General features: G+C 31.1%; 12 protein-coding genes. 7 read left to right on the top strand and 5 right to left on the bottom strand.

What is annotated here, in order from left to right; all coding sequences use genetic code 11:
* Positions 1–21: 21 nt before the first annotated feature.
* Positions 22–216, top strand: a complete 195-nt coding sequence (gene rpsU, locus ACVC3Y_RS08860) for a 30S ribosomal protein S21 (RefSeq protein WP_183484356.1) — start codon at positions 22–24, stop codon at positions 214–216.
* A gap of 64 nt (positions 217–280) precedes the next feature.
* On the opposite strand, the gene ACVC3Y_RS08855 is transcribed toward rpsU, so the two are convergent.
* Positions 281–1,075 (bottom strand): DUF2797 domain-containing protein, encoded by a 795-nt coding sequence (locus ACVC3Y_RS08855; RefSeq protein WP_303422404.1) that lies wholly within the window; start codon positions 1,073–1,075, stop codon positions 281–283.
* A 42-nt stretch (positions 1,076–1,117) separates the two neighbouring features.
* Here ACVC3Y_RS08855 and ACVC3Y_RS08850 point away from each other — a divergent pair, with 42 nt between their 5' ends.
* Positions 1,118–2,632 (top strand): GH3 auxin-responsive promoter family protein, encoded by a 1,515-nt coding sequence (locus ACVC3Y_RS08850; RefSeq protein ID WP_452226665.1) that lies wholly within the window; start codon positions 1,118–1,120, stop codon positions 2,630–2,632.
* Positions 2,633–2,826: 194 nt separating this feature from the next.
* On the opposite strand, the gene ACVC3Y_RS08845 is transcribed toward ACVC3Y_RS08850, so the two are convergent.
* Positions 2,827–3,708: a MerR family transcriptional regulator gene (locus tag ACVC3Y_RS08845; RefSeq protein WP_303422410.1), complete on the bottom strand. Its 882-nt coding sequence runs from the start codon at positions 3,706–3,708 to the stop codon at positions 2,827–2,829.
* A gap of 151 nt (positions 3,709–3,859) precedes the next feature.
* On the opposite strand from ACVC3Y_RS08845, the gene ACVC3Y_RS08840 reads away from it, so the two are divergent.
* The 5 genes from ACVC3Y_RS08840 to ACVC3Y_RS08820 all read left to right on the top strand — a co-directional run bounded on the left by ACVC3Y_RS08840 (position 3,860) and on the right by ACVC3Y_RS08820 (position 8,855).
* Positions 3,860–5,275: a fasciclin domain-containing protein gene (locus tag ACVC3Y_RS08840; protein ID WP_303422412.1), complete on the top strand. Its 1,416-nt coding sequence runs from the start codon at positions 3,860–3,862 to the stop codon at positions 5,273–5,275.
* Between the two features lie 81 nt (positions 5,276–5,356).
* On the top strand, positions 5,357–6,823 hold the full coding sequence (locus ACVC3Y_RS08835) for a phytoene desaturase family protein (RefSeq protein ID WP_452226664.1): 1,467 nt from the start codon (positions 5,357–5,359) through the stop codon (positions 6,821–6,823).
* Between the two features lies 1 nt (position 6,824).
* The gene (locus ACVC3Y_RS08830; RefSeq protein WP_452226663.1) at positions 6,825–7,661 is read left to right on the top strand and encodes a phytoene/squalene synthase family protein; all 837 of its coding nucleotides are present in this window, start codon (positions 6,825–6,827) and stop codon (positions 7,659–7,661) included.
* Between the two features lie 33 nt (positions 7,662–7,694).
* The gene (locus ACVC3Y_RS08825) at positions 7,695–8,156 is read left to right on the top strand and encodes a sterol desaturase family protein (RefSeq protein WP_452226662.1); all 462 of its coding nucleotides are present in this window, start codon (positions 7,695–7,697) and stop codon (positions 8,154–8,156) included.
* On the top strand, positions 8,157–8,855 hold the full coding sequence (locus ACVC3Y_RS08820; RefSeq protein ID WP_303422424.1) for a lycopene cyclase domain-containing protein: 699 nt from the start codon (positions 8,157–8,159) through the stop codon (positions 8,853–8,855).
* On the opposite strand, the gene ACVC3Y_RS08815 is transcribed toward ACVC3Y_RS08820, so the two are convergent.
* The 3 genes from ACVC3Y_RS08815 to clpP form a co-directional block, all read right to left on the bottom strand.
* The gene (locus ACVC3Y_RS08815) at positions 8,839–9,360 is read right to left on the bottom strand and encodes a GNAT family N-acetyltransferase (protein ID WP_303422426.1); all 522 of its coding nucleotides are present in this window, start codon (positions 9,358–9,360) and stop codon (positions 8,839–8,841) included. The two genes, ACVC3Y_RS08820 and ACVC3Y_RS08815, sit on opposite strands and share 17 nt — an antisense overlap.
* 72 nt (positions 9,361–9,432) lie before the next feature.
* Positions 9,433–10,665 (bottom strand): ATP-dependent Clp protease ATP-binding subunit ClpX, encoded by a 1,233-nt coding sequence (clpX, locus tag ACVC3Y_RS08810; protein WP_303422431.1) that lies wholly within the window; start codon positions 10,663–10,665, stop codon positions 9,433–9,435.
* 157 nt (positions 10,666–10,822) lie between these two features.
* Positions 10,823–11,497: an ATP-dependent Clp endopeptidase proteolytic subunit ClpP gene (gene clpP / locus ACVC3Y_RS08805; protein ID WP_215967612.1), complete on the bottom strand. Its 675-nt coding sequence runs from the start codon at positions 11,495–11,497 to the stop codon at positions 10,823–10,825.
* Between the last annotated feature and the right edge of the window lie 68 nt (positions 11,498–11,565).

The raw sequence follows: 11,565 nt of genomic DNA, 5'->3' as shown, positions 1-11,565 counted from the left end.
ATCCACAATTAAAGAATCATTATGTTAAGAATAGAAATAAAAGAAGGCGAAAATATAGAACGTGCTTTAAAACGTTACAAGCGTAAACACAGAAATGTGAAAGTAATGCAGAACTTAAGAGAAAACCAGTTTTTCACTAAACCATCTGTTAAACGTAGAAGACAAATACAAAAAGCATCTTATATTCAAGGTTTAAGAGACGCTGAAGATATTTAGTAGTTACTTCTTTTTTAATATATAAAAAAACACGCTTTCGTTGAAAGCGTGTTTTTTGTTTGCCTTAATCTACCTTAATTTCGACAACCAAACCTTCATTAGATCTTACATTAAAAACGGTTTGATCTTCAAAAATCAGGTATTGTCCTTTTACACCTACTAATTTCCCGGTGTACTTTTTTTCCTTTTTAATATTTAAACTTTTAGGTTTTAAAGGGTATTGTAATACAGGGAACTCAATATTCGTTTCTGTATTCGTTGCAATAAAATACTGCTGTGCTTCTTCTGGAATAAAAACTTTTAATCGCTCACGCCATTCTACTAGGTTTTCATCTGCAATATCATTTTTTAACATGGTTCGCCAATTGGTTTTATCTGCTACATGCTCTTTTAAAGCAACTTCAGTAATTCCTGCTAAATATCTATTTGGAACCTCAACAATTTCTATAGCTTCATGTGCTCCTTGATCTATCCAACGTGTTGGTACTTGGCTTTTTCTAGTAACTCCTACTTTTACATTACTAGAATTTGCTAAATACACAATATGAGGCTGCAATTGTACTTTCTTTTCGTATACTAAATCTCTATCTTCTTTATCTAGATGCGCTGTACTTAATTCTGGACGTATAATCCAATCTGCTGCTTGCGGAATGTCAAAAAAACAACTCTTACAAAAACCTTGTCTGTAAATTTCCTTATTTAAACCACAGTGTAAACATTGGTATTTAACAAACTTAATGTCTAAGATTTTACCTAGCAACTGGTTCATATTCAAGAAATCACTTTCAAACACTAAATAATATTGAATGGGCTGCGCGAATTCGGTTTCCATTTTTGTTAAAACACCTTGGTAGAACATAAAAAAAAGTCTTATTTTTAAACTTTTAAAGATAATATAAATATGCCAATTCCTATAGTCAATTCTATTGCTTCCTGGTTTTTAAAAAAACGATTTCATCAAATCGAATTGTTTTTAAAATACCCAAATGAAGTACAAACAGAATTACTATTAGATCTTATTGAAACTGCAAAAGACACAGAGACAGGCAAACAATATGATTTTGCATCTATAAAAAACTATACACAATTTGCAGAACGAGTTCCTCTTTCTTCTTACGAAGATTTACAGCCTAGCATAGAACGATCTAGAAAAGGCGAAAATAATATTTTTTGGCCAACACCTATTAAATGGTTTGCAAAATCTAGCGGAACCACAAGTGCTAAAAGTAAATTTATTCCTGTAAGTTCAGACTCTTTAGAGGATTGCCATTATGCAGCTAGTAAAGATTTACTTTGCATGTATTTAAATAACAATGAAGGTTCTCAGCTTTTTACTGGAAAAGGTTTACGTCTTGGAGGAAGCAAAGAACTATATAAAGAAAACGGAACCGTTTTTGGAGATTTAAGTGCTATTTTAATTGATAATATGCCTTTTTGGGCTGAATTTAGCAGCACACCAAGCAACAAAGTTTCGCTTATGAGCGATTGGGAGCACAAAATGCAAGCAATTGTAGACGAAACTATTAACGAAAATGTAACCAGTTTAGCTGGTGTACCTTCTTGGATGCTCGTTTTATTAAATAATGTATTAGAAACTACAGGCAAAAATAATTTACATGAAATTTGGCCCAATTTAGAAGTTTATTTTCATGGTGGAGTTAGCTTTACACCTTACCAAGAGCAATACCAGAATATTTTGCCAAAAAGCACTTTTAAGTATTATGAAATTTATAATGCTTCGGAAGGATTTTTTGCCATTCAAGATTTAAACAATTCTAGTGAACTCCTTCTAATGCTAGATTATGGGATTTTTTATGAATTTATCCCTATGAAAACCTATGGAAGTATTAATGAAAAAATTATACCGCTTGCAGAAGTTGAAATCGGCAAAAACTATGCTGTTGTTATTACTACTAACGCAGGACTATGGCGCTATAAAATTGGGGATACCGTTAGATTTACCTCCACTAAACCCTACAGAATAAAAGTCTCTGGACGTACAAAACACCATATTAATGTATTTGGTGAAGAGTTAATTATTGAAAACGCAGAAGATGCTTTAAAAACGGTTTGTAAAAAAACAAAAGCAGAAATTGTAGACTTTACTGCTGCTCCAGTTTTTATGCAAGGCAAAGAAAAAGGAGCACACGAATGGCTAATAGAATTTAACAAACTACCCAAAGACATAAACCTATTTAATGAACTGTTTGACAATGCTTTAAAATCTTTAAATTCAGACTACGAAGCCAAACGCTACAACAACTTAACGCTTAACAAGCCAACAATTCATGTTGCTAGAGAAAAATTGTTTTATGATTGGCTTAAACAGAACAATAAACTTGGAGGGCAACACAAAATACCTAGACTTTCTAATACTAGAAATTACATGGAAGAATTACTAAAACTGAATTACTAAATAGAAAGACATTATTTTTTTAAGTAGTTAATCGGAAAAAAAAACATTCTATTTAAATACAACGAGTATTAACTATCCTTTATCTAAAACACAATGTTATTAAATAAATTACAATTACTTTAGCCTTGCTATTAATCGATTACTATATACTGATGCAGTATTAATTATCGTCCATAAATAAAAACCCAAGTAGATTACTTGGGTTTTTTATTTTTTAAGATTTCAATTAAATCTTCAGGATGCGACAAATATTTCAGCATTTCACTCTCTTTAACACTTTCAAAACTCATGGGATTTCCAGAAACAAGAAGAGGCACACTTTCTCCTTGTTGTAAAATCGCATCTATTTTACTGGAAATAGACACTTCTGTAGGAGTAACAAACATAGATAGCATAAGCGCTGGTCGAATTTCTGTTACAACTTGCTTAATATTCTCAATAGGCACATTTTGCCCTAAATAATATACTTTCCACCCCATCTCTCTGGCAATATAATATGCGAGTAAAAGTCCTATTTCATGATGCTCATTTTCTGTTAAAAACATCAATATTTTAGGTGCTTCTTCCTGTGGATAAGGGAGCAAATCTATAGAAGCAAACATTTTTTTCTTAATTAAATTAGAAATAAAATGCTCTTGTGCTGGCATCACTTTATTAACTCCCCAAAGAACACCAACTTGATTTAGAAATGGATAAATAAGCTCCACAGTAGTAGTCAATAAACCTTTTTTAATGATTTGTGTCCTTAAAATCTCATTAAAAGATACCTCATCCATATCCAACATACTAATAACCAAAGCACTTATTTCATCTTCATAATTCCCTTTAACAAGGCTATCTATAATGGTTTTATGAATTTCTGCATCAGACATTTTATCTATTTTAGAAATTCTGAAACCATTTCTACTTAACACACTAATGTTCAATAATTTTTTTAATTGATTATCCGAATAATACCTAATGTTAGTATCTGTACGTTCTGGATCTAAAAAATTATATCTAGTCTCCCATTTACGTAAAGTATGCGCTTTTATACCTGTTAAAGTAACAATTTGTGCCATTGTATATCTACTCATGTCTAATAATTTATAAGACAAAGTTAAACAAAAAAAACGAATGAACTAAAAAAAATAAAAATCAATTTGTCTAACTTATTTTATTTTTTGTTTGACAATTATAAATTTTATTATATATTTGTCTAAATATTAATTATTAAACTTAGACAATATGAAAACGAAAATCTTTATTATCGCACTTTTTAGTCTATCATTGTTCATAACATCTTGTAGTAATGACGACGACAATAACAACAACTCAACAACTACACCTAACATTGTAGAATTAGCATTAGCAACACCAGATTTAAGTTCTTTAGTGGCAGCTCTAAATAGAGCTGATGGAAATCTTACTACAGTTTTAAGTGGCAGTGGACCTTTTACGGTATTGGCTCCTACCAATGATGCTTTTGCAAATTTTCTAACTGCTAACGGATTTGCTTCTTTAGATGCAGTTCCAACAGACGTACTAGCTCAAGTACTTTTAAACCATGTAATCATGGCAGATGTATCTTCTAGCGACTTAATATCAATGGGATCTGGTTATACATCAGGAAGTGCTAGCGGACCAGATAATTTAAATATCAGCATTTATTTTGATGCAACTAACGGTGTAACTTTTAATAATACAGCAATGGTTACTACAGCAGACGTAAATGCCTCTAACGGAACTGTACATATTATAGATACCGTATTAGAATTACCTAGTATAGTAGACCATGCTGTTGCCAACCCATCTTTTTCTAACTTAGTGGCTGCTTTAGGAGCTGCAGATGGGGATTTAGTTAATGTTCTTAGTACAGATGGACCTTTTACAGTATTAGCGCCAGACAATAATGCCTTTAGCACATTCTTAAATGGTACTGCTTTAGGAGATGTAGATACCGCTGTACTTTCACAACTTTTACTTAACCATGTAATCATAGGTTCTACAGTTACTTCTAGTGCTTTGGTTGATGCAGGAACAGGATATACAAATACAGGAGCAACTGGACCTGGAGACAACGCATTAAGTTTGTATTACAACACCTCTAATGGAGTTGTTTTTAATGGAGTCTCTACAGTGACACAAGCAGATGTTGTAGGTACTAACGGAATTATACACGCTGTAGATACCGTAATAGATATTCCAACGGTAGTTACTTTCGCTACGGCAGACCCAACATTTTCTACTTTAGTAGAAGCGTTAACCACTTTAACTCCAGCTACAGATTTTGCTTCCATTTTATCTCGAACTGAAATTGGTAATACAGATATGATAAACCCTGACTTTACAGTATTTGCTCCAACTAATGATGCTTTTGCATCTTTAGCCGCAATTCCTGCCGAAGGTCCTTTAACACAAGTTCTATTACACCACGTTATTCAAGAAGCTAATATTACTTCTAGCATGTTAAACAATCCTGGAGATACAACTGCAGGGACTTTAGAAGGTGACAACATCACCATTACACTACCAGGAACTGGTAACAATATCGCAAATATAACAGATGGCTCTGGAGCTACAGATATTGGTATTATAGCAGTAGATGTACAAGCTGGAAACGGTGTTATACATGTTATAAATAAAGTAATGATTAATAACTAACAAAAACCAATTCCTCTAATTGGTTTTCATAAATAAACCGACAACTTTTTTTGTTGTCGGTTTATTTAATTAAATTATGCAATGCGTTTGAAAAAAATTATCATTATTGGGTCTGGATTTTCCTCACTATCCGCATCTTGCTATTTAGCAAGTAAAGGTTTTGATGTAACTATTTTAGAAAAAAACAAAACGGTTGGCGGAAGAGCTAGGCAATTAAAAAAAGATGGTTTTGTTTTTGACATTGGGCCAACTTTTTACTGGATGCCAGATGTGTTTGAACGTTTTTTTAACGACTTTAATACCTCTACAAAAAACTTTTACAAACTCAACAAATTAAACCCTGCTTACCAAATTTATTTTGGAAAAGAAGATTCAATTAGTATCGCTGATAATTTTGAAGCTATAAAAAACACCTTTGAAAGCATTGAAAAAGGGAGTGCCAATAAACTTCAAAAATTTATAAATAAGGCAGAAAAAAATTATAACATCGCTATAAAAGACTTGGTTTACAAACCAGGTGTTCATGTTTTTGAAATAATAAATAGCAAAACCATTTTAAAACTATCCGAATTTGTTTCCACCATAAAAAAACAAGTTAGTGGATATGTAAAAAACAAAAAACTACAAAAAATATTAGAATTCCCTGTTTTATTTCTTGGTGCAAAACCTAGCAATACGCCATCCTTTTATAATTTCATGAATTATGCCGATTTTAAACTAGGTACTTGGCATCCAGAAGGAGGCATGTATGAAGTAGTTATTGCAATGACAAATCTTGCAGAAAGTCTGGGAGTAAAAATAATTACAGATTGTACAGTAGAAAATATAAATACAAAAAACAATAAAGTAGTTGGAATAACTTCAAATAAAGAAAATCATACTTGCGATATTTTATTAAGCGGAGCAGATTATCATCACACAGAAACACTACTCCCAAAAGAATTAAGACAATACTCTGAATCGTATTGGAATAAAAAAACTTTTGCTCCTTCTGCGCTACTTTTTTATGTTGGATTTGACAAAAAATTAAAAAACGTATCACATCATACCTTGTTTTTTGATACCGATTTTGAAACACACGCTAAAACCATTTATGACACTAAAGAATGGGCAGAAAAACCATTATTCTATGCTAGTTTTCCAAGTATTACAGATACTTCAACAGCTCCTAAAGGAAAAGAAACTGGCATATTTTTAATTCCTATTGCTCCAGATGTTAAAGACACTCCAGAAATAAGAGAGCATTACTTTAATCAACTAATAGATAGAATTGAAAAAATTACTGGAGAAAGCATCAAAAAAAATATACTTTTTAAAGAATCCTATTGTGTAAAAGACTTTAAAAAAGACTACAATTCGTATAAAGGTAATGCGTATGGTTTAGCAAATACTTTAACACAAACACATGTTTTAAGGCCCAAATTAAAAAGCAAAAAAATCGAAAATTTATATTTCTGCGGACAACTAACCGTTCCAGGACCAGGTGTACCACCTTCTTTAATTTCCGGAAAAATAGTTAGCGATCTAATCATTAAAAACTTAGCATAATATGAAAGCATTATTTGATACATCCAGTTTAAAATGTAGCAAGATTGTTACCAACTGCTACAGCACTTCTTTTTCTCTTGGCATAAAACTTTTCGCTCCTGCTATTCGACCTTCCATCTATGCTATATATGGTTTTGTTCGATATGCTGATGAAATTGTAGATTCCTTTGACGGGTATAATCAAGAAGAGTTATTTTATGAATTTGTTGCAGATTACAAAAAATCATTAGACAGAAAAATTAGCTTAAACCCTATCATTAATTCGTTTCAAGAAGTAGCCCAAAAATATCGCTTACATACCTATGCAGATGACTTTCTAAAACGAATGGAGGCCGATTTACAAGTAACAGAATACAATACCAAAGAAGCGTATGAAAATTATATATATGGCTCTGCAGATGTTGTTGGTTTAATGTGCTTACGGGTATTTGTAAATAATAATGATGAAAAATTTAATGCATTAAAAGAATCTGCAACTCGTTTAGGGTCTGCATTTCAAAAAGTGAATTTTTTAAGAGATTTTAAAGACGATACTGAGAGCTTAGGACGTTCTTACTTCCCAAACCTAAATAGTGATTCGTTAAACAACACGAATAAAGAAGAAATTATAAAAGACATTGAAAAAGATTTTAATGAAGCTTACAAAGGAATTATTCAACTACCTTTAGAAAGTAGACTTGGTGTTTATATTGCATACAGATATTATTTAAAACTACTAAAGAAACTTAAAAAAGCAGATTCTGAAAAGATTTTAAGTGGAAGAATTAGAATATCTAACACACTAAAGTTATTTATACTCACTAAATCCTATATAAGATATAAGTTAAATGCTTTTTAATTTTTCAACGAATTTAGTAACTTACAATACAACATGACTATAATACTCTACATACTAATTATCATGCTAACATTTGCTTGCATGGAAGCAATAACTTGGCTTACACATAAATATGTAATGCACGGTTTTTTATGGTATTTACATGAGGATCATCACCAGCCTAAATACCCTCATGCTTTCGAAAAAAACGATGCTTTTTTCGTTATTTTTGCAATTCCAAGCATCTTACTTTTATATTATGGTGTCATTCCGAATTTAAATTTCTTATTCTTTATTGGCTTAGGGATTTTCTTTTACGGCCTTAGTTATTTTTTAATACACGATGTGCTTATACATCAACGTTTTAAATGGTTTAAAAACACCAAAAACAAATACCTTATTGGATTAAGAAAAGCCCATAAAGTGCACCATAAACATTTAGGCAAACAAGAAGGCGAATGTTTTGGTATGCTGTTTGTTCCAAAAAAATATCACAATACTTTTAAAAAACAATAAATGCAGTCTTACACCTACCTTTTAGTAGATTTAGCTTGTATTGCTATACCACTTATAGCTAGTTTTTATAATAAACATGCCTTCTATAAAGAATGGAACTCTTTTTTTAAAGCCAATATAATTGTTGCGGTCCTTTTTATTATTTGGGATTCTATTTTTACTAATATTGGCGTTTGGGGCTTTAACCCAAACTATTTAACAGGAATTGATTTAGGAAACTTACCTATTGAAGAAGTCTTATTTTTTATATGCATTCCTTATTGTTGTGTATTCACTTTTTTTGCAATGAAACATCTTATTAATAAGAACCCTTTTGAAAAAATAGAATCTGTTTTAAGTTTTACTTTTATAATATTTCTTTTAGTTATTGGTCTGTTTCACCTAGAAAAACGCTACACTTCTATCACTTTTTTAAGCACCTCTATTTTTCTAATTATATTAAAAATTAGAAAAACTAATATGTCTTATCATTACTTGAGTTATTTTTTAATTCTTCCATTCTTTTTTATTAGCAATGGAATTCTAACCGGAAGTTTTTTAGTAAAAGAACCTATTGTCTGGTATAATAACACAGAAAATCTAGGAATTAGAATTAGTAATATTCCTGTAGAAGACACTATGTATGGTATGCTTCTTATTTTTATGAATATTGAATTGTACCGATTTTTTAAAAATAAAAAAGCTAAATCTTTAAGTTAAAAATAATATTATCTGGAAAGCCTTCATCTTTTCTATCCTGACATTGTTTAAAATCATTCTTTTTCAATAATGCAATAGAGCCTTTATTATATTTACTTGTATATGCTTCAACAGTGTTTAATTTCAAAGTACTAAAGCCAAAGCATAGTACAGCTTTTAATGCTTCATTCATTATCCCTAACTTATGGTATTCTGGCAACAAATCGTAACCAACTTCTGCTGTTTTTCTGTCTTCACTAAAGTTCCAAAGACAAATACTTCCTATTTTTATTTTTTCAGAAGTTAGACTTATAACCCAAGAAATAGACTCGTTGTTCTCTATATACTTGACCAATTCTTGTGTTTTTTCTTCACCTTCAGATATATTTTTAAGTGGCTCTCGCACAATATATTGTATGACTTCGACATTAGATCGCAGAGCAAAAACAATATCTACATCATCTCCATTTAATATATGCAATGTTAATCTTGGAGTTTCTATTGCTTTTACCTCTTTAAATTTCATTTTTTAAAATAAACAAAAAACCATTTATAAATACTTATAAATGGTTTTTTTATTAAGGATAACAATTAAAAATTATGAAACAGCTTTCAATTTCTTAATTGTAGTTTTTGTTAATTTTTCTTCAGCGTACGCTTTAGTTACATTTAGTTTTTTCTCTTTACTTCCTGGTAACTCGAACATGGCATCTGTTAATATTTCTTCACAAAGCGAACGTAATCCACGAGCTCCTAACTTATACTCGATAGCTTTTCCTACAATAAAATCTAAAGCGCCATCTGCAATACTAAAAGCAATTTCGTCCATTTCGAACAATTTTTTGTATTGTTTAATGATGGCATTTTTAGGTTCGGTTAAAATCGCTCTTAAGGTTTTTGCATCTAAAGGATCCATGTATGTTAGTACAGGTAGACGACCAATAATTTCTGGAATTAAACCAAAGTCTTTTAAATCTTTAGGAATAATGTATTGCAAAAGATGGTCATGGTCTACAACATCATCACTCATAGAAGCAGAATAACCAACGGCTTGCATGTTTAATCTTTTTGAGATTACACGATCGATACCATCGAAAGCTCCACCTGCGATAAACAAGATGTTTTCTGTATTTACTTCTATAAATTTTTGATCTGGATGTTTACGTCCTCCTTTTGGTGGCACATTTACAACGGTACCTTCAAGTAATTTTAATAATGCTTGTTGTACGCCTTCTCCAGAAACATCACGAGTAATAGATGGATTGTCACTTTTACGTGCAATCTTATCTATTTCATCTATAAAAACAATTCCTTTTTCTGCTTTTTCTAAATTGTAATCGGCTGCTTGCAACAATCTCGTTAAAATACTTTCTACATCTTCACCAACATATCCCGCTTCTGTTAAAACGGTAGCATCTACAATTGCTAAAGGTACATTTAACATTCTAGCAACTGTTTTAGCCATTAAAGTTTTACCAGTACCAGTTTGTCCAACCATGATGATATTTGATTTTTGAATCTCAATATCGTCATCCGTTGGTGGCTGTAATAATCTTTTGTAGTGATTATATACTGCAACAGACATTACTTTTTTGGTTGCTTCTTGCCCAATTATATATTCGTCTAAAAAGCCTTTAATTTTTATTGGCTTACGTAATACTAACTCTGCAGAAAGGTCACTATTATCGGTTTGTTTAGATTCTTCTATAACAATACCGTGAGCTTGCTCTATACAGCGATCACAAATATGTGCATCTAATCCTGCAATTAATAAGTTTGTTTCTGGTTTTTTTCGTCCACAAAACGAACATTCTAAATCTTCTTTTGCCATTATTTAAGTTATTAGTTAAAAGTTATGGGTTCCAAATTTTTAATTTTTCACACTAACTTTTACTTAATTTAAATGTCATACCAATTATGTTAAAAAATCTAATTTTTAAAAGATATCTCGACTAATTCTCGATATGACAATTTTTATTGCATTAATTTTAGCTTCTAACTAAAATCTCATCAATCATTCCGTATTCTTTAGCTTTATCTGCTTTCATCCAGTAATCACGATCACTATCGGCGTATACTTTATCGTAATCTTGTCCAGAATGTTTACTTATAATATTATAAAGCTCTTCTTTTAAGATTAAAATTTCACGAGCTGTAATTTCTATATCACTCGCTTGACCTTGCGCTCCACCTAAAGGTTGGTGAATCATAACTCTAGAGTGAGTTAAACCACTACGTTTCCCTTTTTGTCCTGCACATAATAAAACAGCTCCCATAGATGCAGCCATTCCTGTACAAATTGTAGCTACGTCTGGCTTAATGAATTGCATCGTATCATAAATACCAAGACCTGCATATACACTTCCTCCTGGAGAATTTATATAGATTTGAATATCTTTATTAGCATCGGTACTTTCTAAAAATAATAATTGAGCTTGAATAATATTAGCAACTTGGTCGTTAATTCCAGTTCCTAAAAAGATAATTCTATCCATCATTAAACGTGAAAACACATCAAAAATAGCGATATTCATTTGACGTTCTTCAATAATATTTGGTGTCAAGTTTGTTGGATACATGCTACTAATTATCTTATTGTAATATGTACTGCTTATTCCTTGATCTTTAATTGCGAATTTTTCGAATTCTTTTCCGTAATCCATATGTTGATATAAAAATTATAGTTATTAAAAAAGGCGTCGAAACCTAAAAGTTTCAACGCCTAAATATA

It is taken from the genome of Lacinutrix cladophorae (assembly GCF_053604645.1).
Note: the sequence above shows the minus strand (reverse complement) of the source record. Positions and strands in the feature narration are given on the sequence as shown.

Excerpts from the sequence above, each read along its gene's own strand:
- rpsU (WP_183484356.1), top strand. The coding sequence starts at position 22 with ATGTTAAGAATAGAAATAAAAGAAGGCGAAAATATAGAACGTGCTTTA.
- ACVC3Y_RS08820 (WP_303422424.1), top strand. The coding sequence starts at position 8,157 with ATGCAGTCTTACACCTACCTTTTAGTAGATTTAGCTTGTATTGCTATA.
- ACVC3Y_RS08830 (WP_452226663.1), top strand. The coding sequence starts at position 6,825 with ATGAAAGCATTATTTGATACATCCAGTTTAAAATGTAGCAAGATTGTT.
- ACVC3Y_RS08845 (WP_303422410.1), bottom strand. The coding sequence starts at position 3,708 with ATGAGTAGATATACAATGGCACAAATTGTTACTTTAACAGGTATAAAA.
- ACVC3Y_RS08850 (WP_452226665.1), top strand. The coding sequence starts at position 1,118 with ATGCCAATTCCTATAGTCAATTCTATTGCTTCCTGGTTTTTAAAAAAA.
- ACVC3Y_RS08835 (WP_452226664.1), top strand. The coding sequence starts at position 5,357 with ATGCGTTTGAAAAAAATTATCATTATTGGGTCTGGATTTTCCTCACTA.
- ACVC3Y_RS08825 (WP_452226662.1), top strand. The coding sequence starts at position 7,695 with ATGACTATAATACTCTACATACTAATTATCATGCTAACATTTGCTTGC.
- ACVC3Y_RS08855 (WP_303422404.1), bottom strand. The coding sequence starts at position 1,075 with ATGTTCTACCAAGGTGTTTTAACAAAAATGGAAACCGAATTCGCGCAG.
- ACVC3Y_RS08815 (WP_303422426.1), bottom strand. The coding sequence starts at position 9,360 with ATGAAATTTAAAGAGGTAAAAGCAATAGAAACTCCAAGATTAACATTG.
- clpP (WP_215967612.1), bottom strand. The coding sequence starts at position 11,497 with ATGGATTACGGAAAAGAATTCGAAAAATTCGCAATTAAAGATCAAGGA.
- clpX (WP_303422431.1), bottom strand. The coding sequence starts at position 10,665 with ATGGCAAAAGAAGATTTAGAATGTTCGTTTTGTGGACGAAAAAAACCA.
- ACVC3Y_RS08840 (WP_303422412.1), top strand. The coding sequence starts at position 3,860 with ATGAAAACGAAAATCTTTATTATCGCACTTTTTAGTCTATCATTGTTC.